General features: G+C 68.0%; 19 protein-coding genes and 1 tRNA gene. 11 read left to right on the top strand and 9 right to left on the bottom strand.

Annotation, left to right across the window (positions count from 1 at the left end; genetic code table 11):
* Positions 1-4: 4 nt before the first annotated feature.
* On the top strand, positions 5-727 hold the full coding sequence (locus tag DFR31_RS08540) for a 3'-5' exonuclease (protein ID WP_121442266.1): 723 nt from the start codon (positions 5-7) through the stop codon (positions 725-727).
* 86 nt (positions 728-813) lie between these two features.
* Here DFR31_RS08540 and DFR31_RS08535 read toward each other — a convergent pair whose 3' ends face one another.
* Positions 814-2,514 (bottom strand): BCCT family transporter, encoded by a 1,701-nt coding sequence (locus DFR31_RS08535; protein WP_121442265.1) that lies wholly within the window; start codon positions 2,512-2,514, stop codon positions 814-816.
* 48 nt (positions 2,515-2,562) lie between these two features.
* Positions 2,563-2,988 carry a universal stress protein gene (locus DFR31_RS08530; RefSeq protein ID WP_121442264.1) on the bottom strand — a complete coding sequence of 142 codons (426 nt, stop codon included), beginning with the start codon at positions 2,986-2,988 and terminating at the stop codon, positions 2,563-2,565.
* Positions 2,989-3,194: 206 nt separating this feature from the next.
* Here DFR31_RS08530 and ispB point away from each other — a divergent pair, with 206 nt between their 5' ends.
* Together ispB and DFR31_RS08520 are read left to right on the top strand one after the other, a co-directional pair.
* On the top strand, positions 3,195-4,163 hold the full coding sequence (gene ispB / locus DFR31_RS08525; protein WP_121442263.1) for an octaprenyl diphosphate synthase: 969 nt from the start codon (positions 3,195-3,197) through the stop codon (positions 4,161-4,163).
* Between the two features lie 16 nt (positions 4,164-4,179).
* Positions 4,180-4,256, top strand: a tRNA-Pro gene (locus DFR31_RS08520).
* 74 nt (positions 4,257-4,330) lie between these two features.
* On the opposite strand, the gene DFR31_RS08515 is transcribed toward DFR31_RS08520, so the two are convergent.
* Together DFR31_RS08515 and DFR31_RS08510 are read right to left on the bottom strand one after the other, a co-directional pair.
* Positions 4,331-4,858 carry a 6-pyruvoyl trahydropterin synthase family protein gene (locus DFR31_RS08515; protein WP_121442262.1) on the bottom strand — a complete coding sequence of 176 codons (528 nt, stop codon included), beginning with the start codon at positions 4,856-4,858 and terminating at the stop codon, positions 4,331-4,333.
* 191 nt (positions 4,859-5,049) lie between these two features.
* A complete protein-coding gene (locus DFR31_RS08510) occupies positions 5,050-5,712 on the bottom strand; it encodes a peroxiredoxin (RefSeq protein ID WP_121442261.1) in 663 nt (220 codons plus the stop codon).
* Positions 5,713-5,908: 196 nt separating this feature from the next.
* On the opposite strand from DFR31_RS08510, the gene DFR31_RS08505 reads away from it, so the two are divergent.
* On the top strand, positions 5,909-7,195 hold the full coding sequence (locus tag DFR31_RS08505) for a metallophosphoesterase family protein (RefSeq protein WP_121442260.1): 1,287 nt from the start codon (positions 5,909-5,911) through the stop codon (positions 7,193-7,195).
* Positions 7,192-10,620 carry a hypothetical protein gene (locus DFR31_RS08500; protein ID WP_121442259.1) on the top strand — a complete coding sequence of 1,143 codons (3,429 nt, stop codon included), beginning with the start codon at positions 7,192-7,194 and terminating at the stop codon, positions 10,618-10,620. Before DFR31_RS08505 ends, DFR31_RS08500 begins: the two co-directional genes overlap by 4 nt.
* A gap of 15 nt (positions 10,621-10,635) precedes the next feature.
* Here the strand turns inward: DFR31_RS08500 and dcd are convergent, their stop codons facing one another.
* The 3 genes from dcd to DFR31_RS08485 form a co-directional block, all read right to left on the bottom strand.
* On the bottom strand, positions 10,636-11,202 hold the full coding sequence (gene dcd / locus DFR31_RS08495) for a dCTP deaminase (RefSeq protein WP_121442258.1): 567 nt from the start codon (positions 11,200-11,202) through the stop codon (positions 10,636-10,638).
* 154 nt (positions 11,203-11,356) lie between these two features.
* Positions 11,357-12,715 (bottom strand): magnesium transporter, encoded by a 1,359-nt coding sequence (gene mgtE, locus DFR31_RS08490; protein WP_121442257.1) that lies wholly within the window; start codon positions 12,713-12,715, stop codon positions 11,357-11,359.
* Between the two features lie 66 nt (positions 12,716-12,781).
* Complete coding sequence (locus tag DFR31_RS08485) at positions 12,782-13,627, bottom strand: magnesium transporter MgtE N-terminal domain-containing protein (protein ID WP_170153645.1); 846 nt, start codon at positions 13,625-13,627, stop codon at positions 12,782-12,784.
* Between the two features lie 620 nt (positions 13,628-14,247).
* Here DFR31_RS08485 and DFR31_RS08480 point away from each other — a divergent pair.
* Together DFR31_RS08480 and DFR31_RS08475 are read left to right on the top strand one after the other, a co-directional pair.
* Positions 14,248-15,120 (top strand): undecaprenyl-diphosphate phosphatase, encoded by an 873-nt coding sequence (locus tag DFR31_RS08480; protein WP_121442255.1) that lies wholly within the window; start codon positions 14,248-14,250, stop codon positions 15,118-15,120.
* An 80-nt stretch (positions 15,121-15,200) separates the two neighbouring features.
* Positions 15,201-17,216, top strand: coding sequence for a M48 family metallopeptidase (locus tag DFR31_RS08475; RefSeq protein WP_121442254.1), 2,016 nt, complete (start codon positions 15,201-15,203; stop codon positions 17,214-17,216).
* A gap of 6 nt (positions 17,217-17,222) precedes the next feature.
* Here DFR31_RS08475 and crcB read toward each other — a convergent pair whose 3' ends face one another.
* Together crcB and DFR31_RS08465 are read right to left on the bottom strand one after the other, a co-directional pair.
* Entirely contained in the window at positions 17,223-17,579 is a 357-nt protein-coding gene (gene crcB, locus DFR31_RS08470; protein WP_245971158.1) for a fluoride efflux transporter CrcB, read from the bottom strand.
* A 5-nt stretch (positions 17,580-17,584) separates the two neighbouring features.
* Positions 17,585-17,947, bottom strand: coding sequence for a fluoride efflux transporter FluC (locus DFR31_RS08465; RefSeq protein ID WP_211328274.1), 363 nt, complete (start codon positions 17,945-17,947; stop codon positions 17,585-17,587).
* A gap of 108 nt (positions 17,948-18,055) precedes the next feature.
* On the opposite strand from DFR31_RS08465, the gene metG reads away from it, so the two are divergent.
* From metG to rsxC, 4 genes are all read left to right on the top strand, one after another.
* Entirely contained in the window at positions 18,056-20,083 is a 2,028-nt protein-coding gene (metG, locus tag DFR31_RS08460) for a methionine--tRNA ligase (RefSeq protein ID WP_121442251.1), read from the top strand.
* Positions 20,084-20,107: 24 nt separating this feature from the next.
* On the top strand, positions 20,108-20,689 hold the full coding sequence (rsxA, locus tag DFR31_RS08455) for an electron transport complex subunit RsxA (protein WP_121442250.1): 582 nt from the start codon (positions 20,108-20,110) through the stop codon (positions 20,687-20,689).
* Between the two features lie 64 nt (positions 20,690-20,753).
* Positions 20,754-21,317 carry an electron transport complex subunit RsxB gene (rsxB, locus tag DFR31_RS08450; protein WP_121442249.1) on the top strand — a complete coding sequence of 188 codons (564 nt, stop codon included), beginning with the start codon at positions 20,754-20,756 and terminating at the stop codon, positions 21,315-21,317.
* Positions 21,314-22,855 carry an electron transport complex subunit RsxC gene (gene rsxC, locus DFR31_RS08445; protein ID WP_121442248.1) on the top strand — a complete coding sequence of 514 codons (1,542 nt, stop codon included), beginning with the start codon at positions 21,314-21,316 and terminating at the stop codon, positions 22,853-22,855. Before rsxB ends, rsxC begins: the two co-directional genes overlap by 4 nt.
* The last annotated feature ends 1 nt before the right edge of the window (position 22,856 follow it).

Genomic DNA, 22,856 nt, shown 5'->3' with positions numbered 1-22,856 from the left:
GCTTATGCTTTCATTCCGACTCAACAGCACCGCGGCTGACGAATGGCCCGCCTACATGGCGGAACGTGCGCGGCAGGCCCGCGACCCCCGCCTACAGGCCTACTTCCAGGCCTGGCGCACCACCGCGGAGACCCCGGTGGGCGAGGCGCCGCTGGTGGCCCTGGACATGGAGACCACCGGTCTGGACCCCGACCGGCACGCCATGCTGAGCATCGGGCTGGTGCCCTTCACCCTACAGCGCATCCACCTGCCGCAACGACGCCACTGGCTGCTTCGACCGCCCAGACCACTGCTGCGGGAATCCATCCCCCTGCACGGCATCACCCACTCCGATCTGGAGGGGGCGCCGGACCTGGGCGAGGTACTGGACGACGTCCTCACCGCCCTGGCAGGTCGCGTGCCTGTGGTCCACTTCCGCAACATCGAGCGGCGTTTCCTCGATGCGGGGGTTCGGGCGCGACTGGGTGAGCCGCTGCTCTTCCCGCTGATCGACACCATGGAGCTGGAGGCGCGCCGCCACCGCCAGTCAGGCTGGTCGCGGCTGCGCCGGCTTTTTGGGGCGCGCCCGGTCCCCATCCGCTTGCACGACAGCCGGCTGCGTTACGGTCTGCCCGCCTACCAATCACACAACGCCGTGAACGACGCCCTGGCCACTGCCGAGCTTTTGCAGGCGCAGATCGCCCGCCACTACTCGCCGGAAACGCCTTTGAGCGCACTCTGGAGTTGAACAAAAAGGGGCGGCCCGCCATGCGAGCCGCCCCTCTGGTCTCAAGCCCTATGGCCTGCCGATCTCGGCAGGCCTCTCCAACGGGGTTACTTCACGCCCTCCTCCTTGGGCTCGATCTCGGGCAGCCCGCGCGGCTCACTCATCAGCCCCTTGATGATGGCGTAGCAGCCCACCAGCAGCACCAGCGTGAACGGCAACCCGGTGGACACTGCCATGGCCTGCAGGGCCGCAAGACCACCGCCGACCAGCAGCGCGATAGCGATCAGGGCCTCGATGATCGCCCAGAACACCCGCTGCGGCTTGGGCGCATCGACCTTGCCCCCGGCCGTAATGGTGTCGATCACCAGAGAGCCGGAGTCGGATGAGGTGATAAAGAAAACCACCACCAGCAGAATGCCAATGAAGGAGGTGATCTGCGCCAACGGCAACTCACCCAGCATGATGAACAGCTGCAGTTCAGTAGCCGCACCGAGCGCGCCTTCGAAGCCCTGGTTCATCACCTGGTCCAACGCGGCGCCGCCGAAGGCGCTCATCCACAGCACCGACACCAGCGAGGGCACCAGCAGCACGGCCAGCAGGAATTCCCGGACGCTGCGCCCCCGGCTGACCCGGGCGATGAACATGCCGACGAAGGGCGACCAGCTGATCCACCAGGCCCAGTAGAAGGCCGTCCAGCCCTGGCTGAAGTTCTCATCCTCCCGCCCGAAGGGCATGGAGAAGGCCGGCAGGTTGACCACGTAGGCCATCAGGTTCTGGAAGAAGCTCGTGAAGATCAGCAGGGTCGGCCCCACGAAAATGACGAAGAACATCAGCAGGGCGGCGAAGACCATGTTGATCTCCGACAGCCGCTTAACGCCCTTGTCCACGCCAGCCATAATCGACACGATCGCCACGGCGGTGATGCCGAGGATCAGCAGCACCATGGTGAGGTTGCCCTCGGGCACACCGAACAGATGGCTGAGGCCCGCGGCCGCCTGCTGCGCACCGATACCGAGCGAGGTGGCCAGCCCGAACAGCGTGGCAAAGACGGCCAGCATGTCGATCAGGTGCCCGGGCCACCCCCAGATGCGCTCGCCCAGCAGCGGGTAGAAGATGGAGCGCACGGTAAGCGGCAACCCCTTGTTGAAGGAGAAGATTGCCAGCGCCAGTGCCACCACTGAGTAGATCGCCCAAGGGTGCAGCCCCCAGTGGTAGATGGTGGCGGCCATCCCCAGGGTGGCTGCTGCCGCCTCATCACCCTCGGCGCCTCCCAGCGGCGCCCAGTCCGTGCGGACCCCGTTCTCAGTGGTTATACCGCCGAGAGCCGCGTCAAAGTGCCCCAGAGGCTCCGCCACACCGAAGAACATCAGGCCGATGCCCATACCCGCGGCAAAGAGCATGGAGAGCCAGCCCAGGTAGGAAAAGTCGGGCGTGGCCTCCGCACCCCCTATTCGGACCCTGCCCAGTGGCGAGAAAATCAACCCCAGGCAGAGCAGCACAAAGATGTTACCCGCCGTCAGGAAGAACCAGGACATGTTGCCGGTCAGCCAGTCCCTGAGCCCCTCGAACATCGGGGCCACCTGGTCCTGCGCCGCAAGGGTGATCACCACGAAAAGCACAGTGACCAGTGCCGAGATGGCAAACACCTTGCCGTGGATGTCGAGATTAAGGCGGATCTGGCCGGTGACGTTGTCCTGACCGATGACGTAATCGGTGTCGATCAGATTGGCAGCCCCTTCGGGGGCGGGCACACCCACACCGGCGTGTTCGTCGGACGAAGGTGTCTCGTTATCCTTTACCACAGGCATGTCTCCGTATTGCTCCGGATGCGATGGTCGAGCGTAGTCAGGTCGAGGTCAGGCTCGGGAGGGGCGCACCAGAAAGACCGAGACGTCGGTCTGCCTGGCCACCTTGCCGCCATGGGAGGGCATGATGGCATCGAGCTTGCGCGGCAGATGGGTCCCCATTACCACCAGGTCGGCCCCCACGTCCTTGACGCTCTTGACCAGCAGGTCCTCCAGGTCGGCCACCGGGTCGGCGCTGACATACACCTTGGTGCTCACCGGACGCCCGTGGCGCTGCCCCTGCTCCTGGGCGAACACCTTGAGTTTTTCCTCATACTCCTTGGGCGACCGTGCCACCCGCCCGGGCGTACCCGGGGTGACGCTGACGTAGCAGATCTCGGCTTCGTAGTGCTGCGCCATGTCGCCGGCGACGTTCAGGGCGCGCTCCAGCGCCCCCACGTGGGCCAAGTCCACCGGGACGAGAATGCGGTGGTACATAAAGAGTTGCCCCCCTTAGGATCGGAAAAGCCGCAGGAATACCCTGTTAACTGTTGTATAACAATCTTAAACATAGATCAGGGTAATAAAGAAACAACTGATCGCCGGCCAGGGCGGGCCACGCCCCGGCTGTCGGCCACCTTGACACCCCCGCGGCCGCGCCATAGCATGCGAGCCCATTCATCGTTCGGAACCTGCCGCGCCAGATGGACATCGATGCAATCCGGAACCTGGCAGCTGAAGACATGGCTGCCGTCAACCGCCTGATCCAGGAGCGCCTGAGTTCCGAGGTGGTGCTCATCAATCAGATGGGCAACTACATCGTCAGCAGCGGCGGCAAGCGGCTGCGCCCATTGCTCGTCCTGCTGGCCGCCCGCGCCGCCGGATACAGCGGTGACCAGCACATCAAACTGGCCGCCGTGGTCGAGTTCATCCACACCGCCACCCTGCTGCATGACGACGTCGTCGACGAGTCCACCCTCCGCCGCGGCCAAGGCACCGCCAACAGCATCTGGGGCAACGAAGCCGCCGTGCTGGTGGGCGATTTCCTCTACACCCGCTCCTTCGAGATGATGGTCGAGGTGGGCCTGCTGCCGATCATGCAGGTCATGGCCCGCACCACCAACACCATCGCGGAGGGCGAGGTCATGCAGTTGCTCAACTGCCACGACCCCGACGTGACCCAGGCGCGCTACCGCGACGTCATCTACCGCAAGACCGCATCGCTATTCGAGGCGGCCTGCTGCCTGGGGGGCACGGTGGCGGGACTGCCGCAGGCGCAGACCGATGCCCTGTCCGCCTACGGGCTGCACCTGGGTACCGCCTACCAGCTGGTGGACGACGCGCTGGACTACGCCGGCAAGGCCGAGGAGATCGGCAAGAACATCGGCGATGACCTGGCCGAGGGCAAGCCCACCATGCCGCTGATCCACGCCATGGGCAAAGGCTCGGACGAGGAGCGCGAGGTCATTCGGGAGGCGATCAGCGAGGGCGGCATGTCCCGCATTGAGGCGGTGCAGCAGGCCATTGAAAACACCGGCGCCATTCCTTATACTCTGCGCCTCGCTCGGGACGAAGCAGAGAAAGCGGTGGAGAGCATTGCATCGCTGCCGTCGTCCGAGTGGAAGACAGCGCTGGTGGAATTGGCCCGCTTGAGTGTGGCCCGAACCTACTAGCCTGTACCAGACAATTCGGGGTGTAGCTCAGCTTGGTAGAGCACTGTCTTCGGGAGGCAGGAGTCGCTGGTTCGAATCCAGTCACCCCGACCATCTTCGCCAGAACGGCGGCTTCGGTAACCCGGGGCCGCCGTTTTGCTTTTCTGTACCTTGCAGTCAGCGCCGGATCAGGGGCGGTAGCGCGCCCAGCAGTTGGGCGTCTCCCATACGGTGACCTCCAAAAGGTCCGCGTGCCCCTGGCTGCGCTGTTGCACCCTGGGGGCCAGGCGCTGAAACCAGTGCCGCGCCAGCACCTCCGCCGTTGGCGGCCCCGGCAGCAGGTAGAGCTTGCCCCCCAGCGACGGATCGCAAGCCTCGGCAAACCCGTTGGCCGCCACCGCCTGGCGAAGCCCTGCCAGCCACTCCGCTGGCTGCTCACTGCCGCCGGCGAGCATCTCCAACAGGGTCTGGTCATCCACCGACAGCAGCAGCCCGTGGTCACACGGCCCATCGATCACCGCAAGCATTTCCTCCTTCAGGAACCCGAAATCCAGCACCATGCCGCGCTCTTCGCCGCTCTCGTGCAGGTCCGGGTTGCCGCAGGCCGCCTCCACCACGTAGCGGTGGCCGTGCAGGTGCCGGCAGCGGGAGCCGTGGTCGGGAATGCGGTGGGCGGCGTCGATTTCCAGGCGACGGGTGACGGTAAAGCTGCTCACGCGGGCGCTCCGTGTCGGGCGTACTGGGGATAGGGTTAGCCGCTCAGTGTACCACTGCTGGCCCTGTCCGGGCTGGTCCGGGCGCGGGCAGCGGCACGACCCCAACCAAAAACCGGGGCGCCCCACGCTGGGGACGCCCCGGTTGGATCAGGCAACGCTGGCCGCAGCCGGCGTTTCAGCTGACCGACTGATTACAGCTGCTTTTTGCAGAAGTACCAGTCCACGTAGTCGTAGCCCTGATCCTTGCGGGCCTCGGCATCCTCGACCGTGGCCGGCGGGGGCACGATGACCTTGTCACCCGGCTGCCAGCCCTCGGGAGTGGCCACGCCGTGCTCCTGGGAGGTCTGCAGGCTCTTGACCAGGCGCAGCGCCTCGTCGATGGAGCGACCGTTGGTCATCGGGTAGTAAATCATCGCCCGCAGGATGCCCTCGGGGTCGATGAAGAAGGTGGCACGGACCGCGGAGGTGTCGCTGGCACCCGGCTGCACCATCCCGTACGCATTGGCGACCTTCATGTTCAGGTCGGCGATGATCGGGAAGTTGATGTCAACGCCGAAGTTCTCCTTGATGCTGCGCACCCAGGCGACGTGGGCATGGATACCGTCGATGGACAGCCCCACCAGCTCGGTGTTCAGGGCCTTGAAATCCTCGGACCGCTCGGCGAAGGCCATGAACTCGGTGGTGCAGACCGGGGTGAAGTCGGCCGGATGGGAGAACAGCACGACCCACTTGCCACGGTAGTCGCTCAGCTTCTTCGGACCGTGGGTGGTCTGGGCCTCCCACTCCGGGGCCGGCTTGTTGAGCTGGGGCATGGCGAGTACGGGCTCTTGCTGCTCTTGAACTTCTTCAGTCATGTCGACCTCTTTACAATGCAAGTGAATTGCGTATCAATGGTTATGAATATACAGACTGGCCCGCTCCGTGGCCAATAGAACGTCCCGAACGGGCCAATAGGCCATACTTCCATTTCATTATATGCTTATTCTAAACAAATCTATACGGCAAGCGGTACACTGATACGTCAGCCAAACAGACGATGCACCGATACCCATGACGCTTGATATCCTCGCGGTGGGCGACCTCCACCTGGGCCGCCGCCCCGCCGGACTCCCCGAATCCGTCACCCTGCACCACGACCCCGCCGAGCTCGGCCCCGCCGCGGCCTGGCAGCGCCTCGTTACCGCCGCGATAAAGCATGGCGTGGATGCCGTGCTCTTCGCCGGCGATGTGGTGGAGCGGGAGCAGGACTTCTTCGAGGCCTACGGGCTGCTCCATACCGGCGTCCGGCGCCTGGTGGATGCCGGCATCCGCGTCATCGGTGTCAGCGGCAATCACGACACCGCGGTGCTCCCCCGCCTGGCGGAGGAACTCCCCGGCTTCGAGCTGCTCGGCGCCAATGGGCGGTGGCAGACCACCCGGATCAGTGGCCGCAACGGCAGCGAGGTGGAGGTCCACGGCTGGTCCTTTACGGAGGCGCAGCGCGCTGTCAGCCCCTTGGCCGGGCATCAGTTCCCACCGGCACCCTGCCCGAGAATCGGGCTGCTCCACTGCGACCGGGACCAGAGCGACAGCCCCTACGCCCCGGTCAGCTCGGCGGAGCTGGCTGCCAGCGGGCTGGACGCCTGGCTGCTTGGCCACATCCATCAACCCGATGCGCTCTCTGCCCACAGCCCCTCGGGCTACCTCGGTTCCGTCAGCGCCCTGCGCCGCACCGAAACCGGGCCCCGTGGCCCCTGGCTCTACCAGTTCGACGGCGGTGGTGTTGCCAGCCTGCAGCAGTGGCCGCTGGCACCGATGCAATGGTACGAATTAAGCGTGGATCTGGGAGACCTTTCCGATGCGGCCGATGGTCGCGCCCGGCTGCTCACGCGGGTCCGTGAACTGCAGGAAGAGGCCCGGGCCCAGGACTGGCAACCGCGCCTCGTGGGCGTGCGCGCGCGGCTCACCGGCCGCACGAACCTCGGCGGTGCGGTGCACGAGCACCTGACCGGGGCGCTGCGCGACAATCCCCTGCTGCCCGGCCCACCCGGTGTCTTTGTCGACCGCATCCGGCTGGAAACCCTGCCGGAGCTCGACCTGGCCCAGCTGGCCCGGGAGGCCAGCCCCGCCGGGCTACTGGCCGCACAACTTCTCACCCTCGAGGCCGGGCCGACCGACGCCGACTGGCCCGGCCTGATCCGGGACGCCCGGGAAGCCCTCGCAGCCGAGGCCGGGCACAAACACTGGCAAGACCTGGAAGCCGTCCCGCTGGACGACGACGCCGTGGCGGACTGGCTCTGGCAGGCCGGCACCGCCACCCTGGACGCCCTGCTCGCCCAGAAGGCCGCCGACGCATGAAGCTGACTGCGCTCCACATCCAACAGCTGCCGGGCATCGAACCCGGCTTTCAACTCGATGACCTGGACCCCGAGGTCAATTTGCTGCTCGGCCCGAACGCCTCGGGCAAGAGCAGCGTGGTCCGCGCCCTGCGCCACCTCATGGAGGCGCGCAACGATGACCCACCGGGGCTGATCCTGTCCGCCACCTTCAGCGACGACGCGCACCAATGGCAGGTGGAGCGACTGGGCCGGGATATCCACTGGCGCCGCGATGGAACGCCCTGCGCCCCGCCTCCCCTGCCCGGCGCGGACGGGCTGGGTTTCTACTGGATCGGGCTGGATCGCCTGCTGGAATTGACCCGCGAGGACCGGGCGGTGGAGAGCGCGCTGCGCCGGGAGATGCAAGGCGGCTACGACCTGCAGAGCCTGCGCGACCACCCCCTGCTGACCCTGCCGCCGCGCCGCGGTCACCAGGCGGCGCGCGAGGTGCTCCAGGGCGAACAGGCACTCCGCCAGCTGGAGCGCGCCCACCAGGCGCTGGCCGCCGACGAGGCCAGGCTGCCCGCCATCCGCGAGGAACTGACCGCTGCCCGGGCCGCCCGCGAACGCCAGGAGGCCTGCCAGCTCGCCCTGCAGGCCCTGGAGGCCGCCCGCGCCCTGCAGGAGCAGGAGGAACGGCTGGCCGCCTACCCCGATCCGATGCCGGCCGGTCTCACCCGGGCGCGCGTGGACGAGCTGGAACGCCAACTCGCCGAACAGGGGCGCGCCCTGCAGCGTGCCCGGGAGGACCGCGATCGCGCCGAAGCGCAATGGCAGGGCACCGGCCTGGCGGAGGGCTTGCCGCCAACCGACGAGTTGCAGACGGCATCCAGCGAGGCCCAGCGGCTGGCCCGCCTGGAGGAGCAGGTGGTGCAGCGCCGGGCCCGGCTGGAGGCTGCCCGCCACGCCGCCGCCGAGGCGGCCCGCGCGCTGGGCCGCGACCCTGGCGAGGACGCCAAGCTGCCACCGCTCTCGCCGGACCGGCTCGCCGGACTGGAGGAGCGGGCGCGGAAGGTGCACGCGGCTGACGAGCGGGTCCAGGCCCTGGAGGCTCGGCTGGAAGCCCTCGGCGATGCCCCCGACAGCGACCCACCCGCCCCACTGGAGCAGGGCGCTCATGAACTGCGCCGCTGGCTGCGCCAACCGAAGCCCCAACCCCTGCAGTGGTTCGGCCTCGGCCTCACCGCCTTGGGTGGCACCGGCACTACGGCCCTCGGGCTCACGTTTGGCCACTGGCCCACCGTCGCCAGCAGCCTGGTCGTGCTGGCCGGCCTCGGGGCCAGTGGCGTGGTGCTGTGGCGCCAGCGGGACCGTCGCGACAGCCAGGCCCGCTTCGCCGACCTGCCGCTGACGCCCCCGGAGGACTGGACGGAGACCGGCGTCCACCAGCGCCTGCAGGCGCTGGAACGGGCCCATCACCAGGCACGCAGCCGCGAGCAGCGGCGCCATGAGGCAGATCAACTGCACGCCGAACTCACCCGTGCCCGGAGTGACCAGTCGGCTGCTCGGCAGGCGCTGCAGGCCGACGCCGCCCCCCTCGGACTGGACGCCAGCCTGCCCCTCTCCCTGGAGCGCACCGCGCACCTCCTGGCCCGCCACCAGCAGGCACGGGAGGAGCTGGCGCGCGAACAGGCCGCGTTGACGCGCCAGACCCAGGACATGGACGAACTGCGCGCTGCCGTCCAGACCCGACTGGCCCACTGGGACGCCGCCCCTCGGCAACTTGCCGGCGAACAACTTACCGGCGAGAAGCTGACCGCCGCCGTGGACGCGCTGCGTGAACGCGCGCAGACCGCGGAACGTGCCCGTCAAGGCGTGGACAACGCGGACCGACTGATCCAGGACCGGGCCCGGCAACAGCGCGATACCCAAGAGGCCCTGGAGCAGCTCTACCGGGACGCCGGTCTTACGCCGGCGCAGCGCCCCCTGCTGCTGGAGCGCATCGACCAGCTGGAGGCCTGGCAGGCCTGTCGCCAGGCGCGCGATGAAGCCCGCAGCAACTATCGCCTGCGACGACGTGACCTGGAGGACCGGGCCGGCGGCGACATCCTGGAATGGCTGGAGTCGGGTGACGAGCCGGCCCTACGCCGCGCCGCCGACGAGGCGGCCGAGCGCGCCGCACGGGTGGAGGCCCTGCAGGAGGAACGCGCCGCCATCAACAGTCGCCTGGAACAGGCGCGCCGGCGCCACGACCTGGAGGAGGCCCTGGCACGGCGGGACGAGGCCCGGGAGCGACTGACCGAAGAGCGGGACCACGCGCTGCGCGCCAGTGCCGGGCGCTTCCTGCTGGACCGGGTGGCCCGCCGGCACGAGCAGGACCACCGCCCCGAGGCGCTGGCCCGCGCCGACCAGCTCTTCGGCCGCTTCACCCACCAACGCTACGGGCTGCGGCTCAGTCCCTCGCAGGCGCTACAGGCCGTCGACCACCGCAGCGACCGGCCCCATCCCCTGGATACCCTGTCCACCGGCACCCGCATGCAGCTGCTGATCGCCCTGCGGGTCGCCTGGCTGGAACAGCTGGAGCGTCAGACCCGGCCCCTGCCGCTGATCCTGGACGAGGCCCTGACCACCACCGACCCGGAGCGTTTCCAGGCGGTTGCCGGCAGCCTCGCGGCCCTGCTGGAAACCGGGCGGCAGGTCTTCTACCTCAGCGCCCAGCCGGAGGATGCCCAGCGCTGGGAGACCGCCCTGGGCCGCGTGCCCCACTGCGTGGACCTGGCCACCCTCCGCGCCAGCGGGCGTGCACTCTCCGAACAGCAGCTGCAACTGCCAGCGCAGGCAACCGTACCGGATCCTGCCGGACACACCGCCGAGAGCTACGCCCAGGCACTGCAGGTACCGGGGGTCAACCCGTGGCAGCACGCGGGCGAGATCCACATCTTCCACCTGCTGCGCGACCAGCTGGATACGCTCCATCGGCTGTTACGGGACTTCCGGATCCGGTACGCGGGGGAGCTGGAACGCCTGCTGGCGGACCCGGCCCTGCGCGAACAGCTCCCAGAGCCGCTCCACCAGCAGCTGCACTGCCGGCTCCAACTGGCACGGCACTGGCTGCACGCCTGGCGCCGGGGGCGCGGGCGGCCGGTCACCCGGGGCGTGCTGGAGGCCAGCGGGGCCGTCAGTGAGACCTTCATCGCGCGCGTTGCGGAGATCAACGACGCCCACGGAGGGGACGCCCGTGCCCTGCTGGAGGCCTTGCGGAACGGCGAGGCGTCCGGATTCAGAAAGGCGAAGATCGATGAACTGGAGGCCTACCTGCAGTCGGAGGGCCACCTGGACCCACAACCAAGGCTGGACAGCGCCGAGCGCTACCGCGCCGCGCTGGCCAAGGTGGAGCTGCCACTGGAGGCGATCGGGCGCGACGCCCGGGTCATCGACTGGCTGGAAGCGGCCCTGCTGGCCTGAGCCACCCGGTGCGGTTCACCCCCGGGGCAGGGTCACACCGCGCTGGCCCTGGTATTTGCCGCCCCGGTCCTTGTAGGAGGTGTCGCACTCCTCGTCGGACTCGAAAAACAGCATCTGCGCCACACCCTCGTTGGCGTAGATCTTCGCCGGCAGCGGGGTGGTGTTGGAGAACTCCAGGGTGACGTGCCCCTCCCACTCCGGCTCCAGCGGCGTGACATTCACGATGATGCCGCAGCGGGCATAGGTGGACTTGCCCAGGCAGATGGTCAGCACCGTACGCGGGATGCGGAAATACTCGACGGTGTGCGCCAGGGCGAAGGAGTTGGGGGGGATGATGCAGACATCCGACTCCACGTCGACGAAGCTGCGACTGTCGAAGGCCTTGGGATCGACGATGGCCGTATTGATGTTGGTGAAGATCTTGAAGTGCGACGAGCACCGCACGTCATAGCCGTAACTGGAGGTGCCGTAGGAGATCACCTTCTGGTCATTGACCTCGCGCACCTGCCCGGGCTCGAACGGCTCGATCATGCCGGTCTGCTCGGCCATGCGGCGAATCCACTTGTCTGACTTGATGCTCATGGGCCTCGAAGTACCGCTCCTTGGGGGTTACCGCCCGCCAGTCTACCGGGAATGGACCGCGAATGCGCCCCCGGTGGGGACCACCGGGGGCACGGACAAGCGCAGCAGGATATCCACCCAGTCCATGGCGCACCTCCGGCGTGCGGGCCGCCCGTCAGGCGGCGCCGCTCACATCCAGCATCGCCGTGGCGATGGCGAAGTAGATGAGGATGCCGAAAATATCGGCGATGGAGGTGATCAGCGGCGCACTGGCAGTGGCCGGGTCCAGCTTGAAGCGGGCCAGGATGAAGGGCAGCAGCATGCCGACCATGCTCCCCATGAAGACCACGGCCACCATGGACAGAGCGACCACGTAGGCGATATCCATGCCACCGCGGTAGAACCCGAGGAAGGATACGGCCACCGCCAGGGTCACACCCAGCGCCACGGAGACCATGGCCTCCTTGCCCCACAGCCCGAGCCAATCCTTCGATCTGACGTCACCCGTCGCCAGACCACGCACCATCAACGTGGCGGACTGGGTGCCGGCGTTACCCGCGGTGTCCACCACCAGCGGCAGGAAGGTGACCAGCACGATGACGGCGGCCAGGGTGTCCTCGTAGGCGCCGATGATCTCGCCGCCGAACATGTTGATGAAGACCAGCAGCACCAGCCAGCCCACGCGACGCTGGTAGAGAGCCCAGAGGCTGGCGTCCCGCAGGCCCAGGTTGAGCACGCCCACACTACCCAGCTTGTGGAAGTCCTCGGTGGCCTCGGCCTCGGCCACGTCCATCACGTCGTCGAGGGTGACGATGCCCAGCAGCACGCCCTCGGAGTCCACCACCGGCAGGGCCGAGAGGTCGTAGTGCTGCACCGTCTCAACCGCCTTCTCCCGATCCTCGAAGGCAGAGACGCTGATGTAGCGGTAGTCCATGACGGACTCCACTTCGCTGTCAGGCTCCGCCAGGATGAAGCGGCGGATGGACAGGGCGTCCAGCAACTTGCCCTCGCTGTCGGTGACGTGGATGACGTTCACCGTCTCGCCCCGCTCTTTCTGGGCGCGGATGTGGGCCAGCGCCTGCTCGATGGTCCAGTTCGGCCGCACCGAGATGTACTCGGGCGTCATGAGACGACCGACGGATTCATCCGGGTAACCCAGCAGCTGTTGCGCACGCCGGCGGTCCCCGGCAGGCAGCATTTCCAGCAGTCGCTGGGTGGCCGGGGCAGGCAACTCCTCCAGGAGTGCGGTCCGGTCGTCGGGCGTCAGATTGGCCAGCACCTCCCGGGTCTCCTCGTCGGTCATGTCCTCGAGGAGGGCATCCTGGTTGTCCGGCGAGAGGTAGGCGAAGACCTCGTTGGCCTGGTGCCGGGGCAGAAGCTTGAAAAGGAAGATGCGTTCTGCCTTTTCAAGCTCCAGCATGATTTCGGCGATGTCCTGCGCGGCCTCGTCGGCAACGGCTTCCCGGACCTCACTCCACCGGCGCTCGGCCAGTGCCTGCTGGATGCGGGGAACCAGCGTGTTTTCTTCTTCCATTGTTTACGCCTCCTGCAAATTGGGCGGGCCGCCCCGTCACTGTAGACGGGGCGGGTTAATGTGGTGTTAAGCCAAGGTGCCGAAGAACAGCGTGACCATGAGGGGCAGCCCCAGCAAGCCACCCGTGACGAGTCCCAGGCTGAGCATGCGCCGAAGCCCGCCCCCACGGCGACGGGCCCGCACCTCGTCAACGGTAACCGGGGGCAGGTCGCGACCATGCAGCGCACCGGCCAGGGCACCCCGCTCGTCCAGCACCGGCAGCACACCGACGCCAGCGCGGGCCATCAGGCCGCGAACCCCGCTCAGGGCCTGCTCCGGGGTCAGTGCCAGACCGATACCCAGCAGTTGCCGCTCCACCGGCGCCGCGGCCTCACGGCCGGCCAGGCTTCCCCGGGTGACGAAACCGAGGTAGCGGCCACGCTCATCCACCACGAACAGCACGTGGGCCTGGTGGCGGAGGAGTTTCTTCATGGCCCCCTCCACCGGCGTACCCCGGGTCACGGCCAGGGTATCGGGGCGCATGTACCGGCCCACTGCCCCGGTCGGCTGCTCCAGGGCGCCGAGCAGGGCCTGGCGGCGCTCCGCCGGCAGAGCACGCAGAATGTCCTGCAACCGGTTGACCGGGGTCTCGTCCAGTGCCAGGACCAGTTCCGGCAGCGGTACGGGGGTCAGCAGGCGGGCGGCAGCCTCCGCCGGCAGTGCACTGAGCAGACGCTGCCGCGCGCCCACGCTCATTCCGCGAAAAATCTTCAGGGCACGGCGGTAGGGCAGGCGGTTGAAGAGGACAGGGATATCGCTCCCGTCCAATGCGGAAAACAGACGCACCTGCTGGGTGATATCGAGATGCAGGCAGAGTTCAGCCGCGCGGCGGGTGCGGCCGAGATGCAGGTTATGGATGATGGCTTCGATCATGGCTCCGGCTCCATGGGTCAGGCATACGCGAGCGTTTTCGCCCGGTCGCCGGAGCCGGTGCATCAGCCTGGGAACGCGCCTCGTTGCGGGGACACAGGCACCATGCCACCGGCGTCCGCCAACCGGACACCACGGCGGGCCGACGGCGGCTGGCCGTCGGCGCTGGTACTCGGTAGCGGAACGTCGTCGTCGGTGAGCATGGTCACCTCCCGGCATAAGGCCCTGGCGCGCGGTGTCGCGCGACCGCACTGCCACTAAGCGCTGGGAGGGGTTGCCGACTGCTGGAGCTCGGCTGTGAAGACCCGCTGCGGCCTGATTACCGCGCGGGATTCTACGGGCGCCGTGCCCGGGGGGAATCAGGCGGGGTAATACAGGCTCGCCTCAGCGCCGCCATTGGCGTGGCCAGGGCTGGTTAAATTGAAAGTCGATCTAGGGACCGATGGGTTCATCAACGGCTGCGCGGCTTTGAGTTAACCGCACTACCTCTTGTGGCCTAAAACCGTTTCACAAAATAACCCCGTTTCCCGCTGCCTGTCAAACTGAGCAAGGCTGTCTTGACCACTCACACCGGGCCGGGTAGAAGGAGCGCTTCACCGCCCCACCCAAAAGGATTTCATCGCATGGCCTTGTGGATAGCCGCCCTGCTTGGGGTCATTCAGGGCATCTTCATGTTCCTCCCGGTCAGCTCCACCGCTCACATGGTGCTGACCGAGCACTGGCTCATCGCACGCGGGGAGACCCTGCCGCCGCCGGAGAGCCCGGAGATGATCCTGTTTGCGCTAGTGGTCCACGTGGGCACGCTGGTCTCCATTGCGGTGGTGTTCTGGCCCAGCCTCTGGCGCTTCAGCGGGAACGCCCTGGGGGGCGCCTGGGAGTGGGCCGGCCGGGGTGGTCGCGGCGGGCTGCCCCTTTACTGGCGGCTCTTCTGGCTGGGCATGTTCTCGGTACTGTGCACCGGGGTGCTGGGCCTGACCCTGAAGGCCACCTTCGAGCACATCTTCGGCTCACCCATGATGATCGCCGGCACGCTCACCCTGACCGGCATCCTGCTCTGGTGGACCGACCGGCTGGCCCCGCGCCGGCGTGGGTTGAAGGGCATCAACCTGAAGGTGGCCGGTGTCATCGGCCTGGCCCAGGGCTTTGCCCTGATGCCCGGGCTCTCCCGCAGCGCAATGACCATCGTCTTCGCCCTGTTCACCGGGCTGAAGCGCCGCTGGGCGGCCGAGTACAGCTTCTTTCTGGCGATCCCCACCATCTGCGCGGCCACCCTGCTCCAGGCCATCGAGGTCTACCGCCTGGGGCTGCCCAACACCGTGGGCTTCTCGGCGCTGGCCGTGGGCTTCGTGGTGGCCGCCATCGTCGGCATCATCTCCCTGAAACTGGTGATCTACTTCTTGTATCGGGCGCGCCTCAAGGTATTCTCGTTCTATGTCTGGGCGCTGGCGCTGGGCATAGCCACCGGGTTGATCGACCTGGCACCTGCTGCGGGCTGACGGCAACGCCGGCGCGCCCCCGCCCCAACGGGCCACCGCCCCGCGATCACCGTTCCAACAAGGGATGAAGGAACACCGACATGAACTTTTTCGAGCATCAGGACCGTGCACGCCGCACCACCCTCTGGCTGATCCTCTTGTTCGTACTGGGGGTGATCGCCATCGCCGTGGTGGTCAATGCCCTGGTGCTGTTCTTCCTGGGTGAACCACCCCCGGCCGGCGCCCCGCCGGCGCGGTGGGTCGAGGACAACCTGGAGCTGTTGATCACCTCCACGGTGCTGGTGGTGGCCGGCATCGGGCTGGCCAGCGCCTTCCGGGTGGCCAGCCTCTCCGGCGGCGGCAGCAAGGTGGCGGAGATGCTGGGCGGCACCCGCGTCACCCCTGACACCCGCGACCCCAAGCGGCGCCAGCTGCTCAACGTGGTGGAGGAGGTGGCGCTGGCCTCCGGCACGCCGGTGCCCGATGTCTACGTGCTGGAGGAGGAGAAGGCCATCAATGCCTTCGCCGCCGGCTACAGCCAGAGCGACGCCGCCGTGGCAGTGACCCGCGGTACGCTGGAGAAGCTGAACCGCGAGGAACTGCAGGGCGTGGTGGCCCACGAGTTCGCCCACATCGTCAACGGCGACATGCGCCTGAACATCCGCCTGATGGGGGTAGTGTTCGGGTTACTGGTGCTCACCGTGGTGGGCCGGTTCATGACCCGCGCCATCTTTGTCGGCGGCGGCAGCCGGGAAGGCAAACAGGCCGCCATGGGCATCGCTGCCCTGGGGCTGGCGCTGATCCTGGTGGGGGCGCTGGGGGTGTTCTTCGGCCGGCTGATCAAGGCGGCGGTCTCGCGCCAGCGCGAATTCCTGGCCGACGCCTCGGCGGTGCAGTACACCCGCAACCCGGACAGCATCGGCGGTGCGCTGAAAAAGATCGCCCTGCACAGCCGCGGCTCCGGCCTGGAATCCCCGGAGACCGAGGAGGTCAGCCATATGCTGTTTGCCTCGGGCTTTGCCTCCATGAGCGGGCTGCTGGCCACCCACCCGCCGCTGGAGCAGCGCATCCGCGCCGTCGACCCGCAGTTCGACCCCGAACGCGACCTGGCCGCGCTGGCGCAACAGGAAAAGCGCCGCAAGGAGGCCCGGGCTGAAGCGGAAGCGGCCGCCCGCCAGTCACGGGAAGAGGCACAGACCGGTGGGCGCAGCGGCATTCCCGGCGTCACCCCGCTGCCCGGCATGGAGGCCCTGCCCCAGGGGGCCATCCTGGCGGCGATTCTCGCCGACGTGGACCAGCCCGACACCCGCCGCCACCAGGGCGCGGCCCGCCTGATCGAGCGCCTGCCCGATCCGCTCACCGATGCAGTGCACAGCGACCAGGCCGGTCTGGCGGTGCTCTACCTGCTGATCAGCGACGACCGCAAGGTGCGGGACCAGCAACTGCAGCAGGTGGCAGAGGACTGGGGGGACGAGGCCGCAGAGACCCTGCAGGGGTGGCTTGCGGCCGACTGGACCCTGGCACCGGACCAGCGCCTGCCGGTGCTGGAACTGGCCCTGCCCGCGCTCCGCCACCAACCGCGGGAAGACCTGGCGGCATTGCAGGCCACGGTGGAGGCGCTGATCGCCAAGGACGGCCAGGTCTCGGTGTTCGAGTTCGCGCTGGCACAGCTGTTCAACGGGCACCTGCGCGATGTACTCAACCCCAGTGGCGCGGACCGCGGCCACGCCCGGGTCAATGCGGATAAGGTGGAGGGCATCCGCCAGCTGCTCTCGGTGCTGGCCGCGGCCGGCGCGGAGGGCGACAAAGAAAGCGCCCGGGCCGCCTATGCCGCCGGCATGGCCGTGCTCTACCGCGAGAACCAGCCTCCCAGCTACGGGATCCCCGAGAACTGGCCCAAGGCCCTGGGCACGATGCTGCCCCGACTCGACCGCCTCTCCCCGGGCAACAAGCGCAAGCTGGTGGAGGCGATGGTGGCCACCGTGGCCCACAACGGGCAGGTGAACATCCGGGAGGCGGAGCTGCTGCGCGCGCTGGCCGCCGCACTGCACGTCCCCATCCCGCTGATCCTGCCGACGACGGCCGAGGGCGCGGCGCACGAGGGCGGGGCCGAATAACCGGCCTCAGTCCCGCGCCAGGGCTATACCGGCCGCAGCCCCGAGCAAGGCCACCAGAAGCGTGGCACCCACGTACAGCGCGCCCCACACCCAGGCCCCGTCCTGCAACAGGGCCAGGGTCTCCAGGCTGAAGACCGAGAAGGTGGTGAAGCCGCCACACACCCCCGTCATCAGAAACTGCCGCAGGTGCGGCGCCAGTGGCCAGGCCCCGTCCGGTGCCGTGCGTATCGCCACCCAACCGATGACCAGACACCCCAGGCCGTTCACCAGCAGCGTATCCCAGGGGAAGGCGCCCCAGGGGGCCAGGCCGAGCAGGTACCGCAGTGCAGCGCCCAGCGCCCCACCCAGCGCGACCCAGATCATCACCCTCACAGGCCACCCCCCAGCCATAAGCCGAACGCGGCCGCCCCCAGGCAGCCGGTGAAGGAGATCAGCACGTAGAGTGCGGCCACCGCTCCACGGCCGTCGTCGATCAGCTGCACCGCCTGGAGCCCGAAGGAGGAGACCGTGGTGAAGCTGCCACACACGCCGAGCATGAACAGCAGCGCCAACTCGCCGCCCGGCGCCAGCACCGTGGCCAGCCAGCCGATCAGCAGCGACCCGAGGCCATTCACCGCCAACGTGCCCCAGGGAAAGTCCCCGGGGACCCGGGCCGTGACGGCGGCATTCAAGGCCCAGCGCGCCACCGCCCCCGCGGCCCCGCCCAGCGCGACCCAGAATAATCCCTGCAAGATCAACCCCCCAATGTGCCACCGGCGACAATCTGGCATACTGTACGGCTTATTCGAGTCGCCCCGAAACCGGGCCGAACCCGCTCACCAACCCCAAAAGACACCGGCATGACGCGAAAGATACTGGTCACCAGCGCCCTACCCTACGCCAACGGCCCCATCCACCTGGGCCACCTCGTAGAGTACATCCAGACCGATATCTGGACCCGCTTCCAGCGCCTGCGCGGCCATGAGTGCTACTACGTCTGCGCCGACGACGCCCACGGCACGCCCATCATGCTCAAGGCGCGGGAGCGGGGCATCAGCCCCGAGGAGTTGATCGCCGAGGTGGGCGAGGAGCACCAGCGCGACTTTGCCGACTTCCTGATCGAGTTCGATAACTACCACAGCACCCACTCGGACGAAAACCGCTACTTCGCCGAGCTGATCTACTCGCGGCTGGACGAGGCCGGCTACGTGGACCGCAAGGTCATCAAGCAGGCCTACGACCCCAAACTGGAGATGTTCCTGCCCGACCGCTACATCAAGGGCGAATGCCCCCGGTGCGGCGCGGACGACCAGTACGGCGACTCCTGCGAGGCGTGCGGGGCCACCTACACCCCGGCGGAGCTCGAGAACGCCGTCTCGGTGGTTTCCGGCGAGCGCCCGATAGAGCGCGAGTCCGAGCACTACTTTTTCCGCCTGCAGGAATTCGAGGCCATGCTGCGGGAGTGGGCAAGCCCCGAGCACCTGCAGACCGAGGTGGCCAACAAGCTGGCGGAGTGGTTCGAAGACGGCCTGCGCAGCTGGGACATCTCCCGCGATGCGCCCTACTTCGGCTTCCGCATCCCCGGCACCGAGAACAAGTACTTCTACGTCTGGCTGGACGCGCCCATCGGCTACATGGCCAGCTTCAAGAACCTGTGCGATCGCAAGGGCATCGACTTCGACGAGTGGTGGAACCCGGACTCCAGCGCCGAGCTCTACCACTTCATCGGCAAGGACATTATCTACTTCCACGCCCTGTTCTGGCCGGCGATCCTGCACGGGGCGGGCTTCCGCACGCCCAACGAGATCTGCGCCCACGGCTTCCTCACGGTCAACGGGCAGAAGATGTCCAAGTCACGCGGGACCTTCATCATGGCCCGCACCTGGCTGGACCATCTCGACCCGGAGTACCTGCGCTACTACTTCGCCGCCAAGCTGGGCGCCAGCGTCCACGATATCGACCTCTCTCTGGACGACTTCACCCAGCGGGTCAATTCCGACCTGGTGGGCAAGCTGGTGAACATCGCCAGCCGCTGCGCCGGGTTCATCAACAAGCGCTTCGAAGGGCGCCTGGGCGACACGCTGGACGACCCGGCGCTCTACCGGCAGTTCACCGCGGCCGGGGAGCACATCGCCGAACTCTACGAGAAGCGCGAGTTCTCCCGCGCCATGCGCGAGATCATGGCCCTGGCCGACCAGGCCAACCAGTACGTGGACGAGCAAAAGCCCTGGGTGCTGGCCAAGCAGGAAGACCAGGCCGACCGGGTGCAGGACATCTGCACGCTGGGGCTCAACCTCTTCCGGGTGCTGGTGGTCTACCTCAAGCCGGTACTGCCGAGGCTGGCCGCCGATGCCGAGGCCTTCCTGAACCTGCCGGAGCAGGACTGGGCCGACGCCAAGACGCCCCTGCTCGACCACGAGATCCGCAAGTTCAAACCGCTGATGACCCGGGTGGACCCGGACAAGGTGGAGGCCATGCTGGAAGACTCCAAGAAGACCCTACAGCCCAAGGGTGACCCGCAACCCGCCGAGGACAGCCCCCTGGCCAAGGACCCGATCGGCGAGCAGATCGAGATCGGCGACTTCACCAAGCTGGACCTGCGGGTGGCCCGCATCGAAAAAGCGGAACACGTGGCGGGCGCCGACAAGCTGCTGCGCCTGGAGCTGGACCTGGGCGGGGAGACCCGCCAGGTGTTCGCTGGCATCAAGCAGGCCTACCAACCGGAAGACCTGCAGGGCAAGCTCACGGTAATGGTCGCCAACCTCAAGCCGCGCAAGATGAAGTTCGGCGTCTCCGAGGGCATGGTGCTGGCTGCCGGCCCTGGTGGCAGCGACCTGTACGTGCTGGAACCGCACGAGGGTGCCCAGCCGGGGATGCGGGTCAAGTAAGCCCCGGCCACGCCGGCTGACGCCATGACGGAACTGGCACTGATCCTGGTCTCGACGGTCCTGGTCAACAACTTCGTGCTGGTGAAGTTCCTGGGGCTCTGCCCCTTCATGGGCGTCTCGCGGCAACTGGAGACGGCCATGGGCATGGCCCTGGCCACCACCTTTGTACTCACGCTCTCGGCGGTCTGCAGTTACCTGGTCCACGCGTACCTGCTGGCGCCGCTGGGGGTAGAATACCTGCGCACCATCACCTTTATTTTGGTGATCGCGGTGGTGGTGCAGTTCACCGAGATGGCGGTTCGCCGAGCCAGCCCGCTGCTGCACCAGGTGCTGGGCATCTACCTGCCGCTGATCACCACCAACTGCGCCGTGCTCGGCGTGGCGTTGCTCAACCTGCAGGAGCAGAACAGTTTCCTGGAATCCGCGGTCTATGGTTTCGGGGCGGCCGCCGGCTTCTCGCTGGTACTGGTGTTGTTCGCGGCCCTGCGCGAGCGACTGGAGGTGGCCGATGTGCCCCTGCCCTTTCGCGGCGCTTCGGTGGCGCTGGTGACAGCGGGCATCCTGTCCATGGGCTTCATGGGCTTCGCCGGCCTGGTTCGCCTTTAGCCAAGGCGGCCCGCCCGGCGACACCCGACGACGGCCACCGGCCTGAACGGTCACGGAGTCGATCATGCTGACATCCATACTGGCAATCACGGCCCTGGCTCTCGGCAGCGGCGCGCTGCTGGGCTTTGCCGCCGTGCGCTTCCGGGTGGAGGGCAACCCCATCGCCGACCAGGTGGATTCAGTCCTTCCCCAGACCCAGTGCGGCCAGTGCGGATTCGGCGGCTGCCGCCCCTACGCCGAGGCCATCGCCGCCGGCGAGGCCGAGATCAACCGCTGCCCGCCGGGGGGGCAGGACACGGTCCAGACCCTGGCGGACCTGCTGGGCGTGGAGCCCCTGCCGCTGGACGAGGAACGGGGCGAGACGCCGGACACCCCGCGGGTGGCCTGGGTGGACGAGTCGGTCTGCATCGGCTGCACCCGCTGCATCCAGGCCTGCCCGGTGGACGCCATCCTGGGGGCACCGAAACAGATGCATACGGTGATCCGGGACGAATGCACCGGCTGCGACCTCTGTGTGGACCCCTGCCCGGTGGACTGCATCCACATGGTGCCGGTAGAGCTGGACCTGGCGGAGTGGCACTGGCCACTGCCCGCCGACGGGCCGCGCTCCAGCCGGGAGGCGGCGTGAGCGGGCCGTTGCACGGCTTCCGCGGCGGGCTCGACCTGGATGGCAGACGGCATACCCGCGATCAGGCCATCCGGCCCGGGCCCCTGCCCCGCACCCTGGTACTCCCGCTGCACCAGCACATCGGTGAGCCGGCCGAGCCGGTGGTGGCAGTGGGCGACACCGTGCTGCGCGGCCAACCAGTGGCCCGCGCTGACAACTACGTCTGCGCCCCGGTGCACGCCAGCAGTTCGGGCACGGTGATCGCCATCGAGGACCGCCCAGTCCCCCACCCCTCCGGCCTGTCCGCGCCCTGCATCGTGATCGAGACCGACGGTGAGGACCGGTGGGCCCCGCCGCTACCGCCCATCGACGACCCGACGGACACCCCGGCGCGGGTCCTGCGCGCCCGTATCCGCGAGGCGGGCATCGTCGGCCTGGGCGGCGCAGCCTTCCCCACCGCCATCAAACTCAACCCGCCCGCCGATACGCCGCCGGACACGCTGATCGTGAACGGGGTGGAATGCGATACCCACCTCACCTGCGACGACCGGCTGATGCGGGAGCGGCCCACGGAGATATTATCCGGAGCGGCCATCGCTGCCGGCATGCTGGGCGCCGGACGGGTCCGGGTCGCCGTGGAGAGCGACAAGCCGGAGGCGGCCCACGCACTGGAGCGGGCCCTCGAGGACAGCGGGCTGGCCCACGGTCCGTTGGCCTGGACCATTGACCGCATTCCCGAACGCTATCCCGCCGGCAGCGAACGGCAGTTGATCGAGAACCTCACCGGGCGCCGGGTGCCGCCGGACGGCCTGCCCAAGGACGTCGGGGTGATCACCAGCAACGTCGCCACCTTCGCCGCCATCCACCGGGCCGTTCTATACGGCGAGCCGCTGACGCAGCGCATCGTCACGGTGACCGGCGATGGCGTCCGCCAGCCGGGCAACCTGGAGGCGCGCATCGGCACGCCGGTCAGCGAACTGGTCGCCCATTGCGGCGGCTACCACCCCCGGGTCGCGCAACTGGTGATGGGCGGCAGCCTGATGGGCCGCTCCCTGCTGGACGACGCCGTCCCTGTCATCAAGGGCACCAACTGCCTGCTGGCCGCCACCCCGGCCGAGCTCACCCCGTCGGCACCGGCGATGCCCTGCATCCGCTGCGGCGCCTGCGCCGAGGTGTGCCCGGAGGCCCTGACCCCGCAACAGATCTACTGGTACACCCGCAGCCGCGACTACACCCTGGCGGACGACTGGGGGGTGTTCGACTGCATCGAATGCGGCGCATGCGCCTGGGTCTGCCCCAGCCAGATCCCGCTGGTGCAGTACTTCCGCCACGCCAAGGGCGCCATCGCCGAGCGGGAGAAGGAGCAGGCACGGGCGGAGTTGGCCCGCCGCCGTCATGAATTCCGCCAGGAACGGCTGGAACGGGAGAAACAGGAACAGGCCGAACGGCGCCGTCGCAAGAAGGAGGCCCTGAAGCAGGGCAAGGACGACCGCAAGGCCACCATCAACGCCGCCCTGGCCCGGGCCCGCCGAAAGAAGTCCGCGGAAAAGGAGGACTAGC

It is taken from the genome of Alkalispirillum mobile, from assembly GCF_003664325.1.
Lineage (GTDB): Bacteria > Pseudomonadota > Gammaproteobacteria > Nitrococcales > Halorhodospiraceae > Alkalilimnicola > Alkalilimnicola mobilis.
The sequence above is the reverse complement of the archived record's forward strand: the minus strand, read 5'-3'. Positions and strand labels throughout refer to the sequence as shown.

Coding starts and splice junctions, on each gene's coding strand:
- ispB (WP_121442263.1), top strand. CDS start 3,195: ATGGACATCGATGCAATCCGGAACCTGGCAGCTGAAGACATGGCTGCC.
- DFR31_RS08485 (WP_170153645.1), bottom strand. CDS start 13,627: ATGATCGAAGCCATCATCCATAACCTGCATCTCGGCCGCACCCGCCGC.
- DFR31_RS08540 (WP_121442266.1), top strand. CDS start 5: ATGCTTTCATTCCGACTCAACAGCACCGCGGCTGACGAATGGCCCGCC.
- rsxB (WP_121442249.1), top strand. CDS start 20,754: ATGCTGACATCCATACTGGCAATCACGGCCCTGGCTCTCGGCAGCGGC.
- metG (WP_121442251.1), top strand. CDS start 18,056: ATGACGCGAAAGATACTGGTCACCAGCGCCCTACCCTACGCCAACGGC.
- DFR31_RS08505 (WP_121442260.1), top strand. CDS start 5,909: ATGACGCTTGATATCCTCGCGGTGGGCGACCTCCACCTGGGCCGCCGC.
- rsxA (WP_121442250.1), top strand. CDS start 20,108: ATGACGGAACTGGCACTGATCCTGGTCTCGACGGTCCTGGTCAACAAC.
- DFR31_RS08475 (WP_121442254.1), top strand. CDS start 15,201: ATGAACTTTTTCGAGCATCAGGACCGTGCACGCCGCACCACCCTCTGG.
- mgtE (WP_121442257.1), bottom strand. CDS start 12,715: ATGGAAGAAGAAAACACGCTGGTTCCCCGCATCCAGCAGGCACTGGCC.
- DFR31_RS08530 (WP_121442264.1), bottom strand. CDS start 2,988: ATGTACCACCGCATTCTCGTCCCGGTGGACTTGGCCCACGTGGGGGCG.
- DFR31_RS08480 (WP_121442255.1), top strand. CDS start 14,248: ATGGCCTTGTGGATAGCCGCCCTGCTTGGGGTCATTCAGGGCATCTTC.
- crcB (WP_245971158.1), bottom strand. CDS start 17,579: ATGATCTGGGTCGCGCTGGGTGGGGCGCTGGGCGCTGCACTGCGGTAC.
- DFR31_RS08500 (WP_121442259.1), top strand. CDS start 7,192: ATGAAGCTGACTGCGCTCCACATCCAACAGCTGCCGGGCATCGAACCC.
- dcd (WP_121442258.1), bottom strand. CDS start 11,202: ATGAGCATCAAGTCAGACAAGTGGATTCGCCGCATGGCCGAGCAGACC.
- DFR31_RS08535 (WP_121442265.1), bottom strand. CDS start 2,514: ATGCCTGTGGTAAAGGATAACGAGACACCTTCGTCCGACGAACACGCC.
- DFR31_RS08510 (WP_121442261.1), bottom strand. CDS start 5,712: ATGACTGAAGAAGTTCAAGAGCAGCAAGAGCCCGTACTCGCCATGCCC.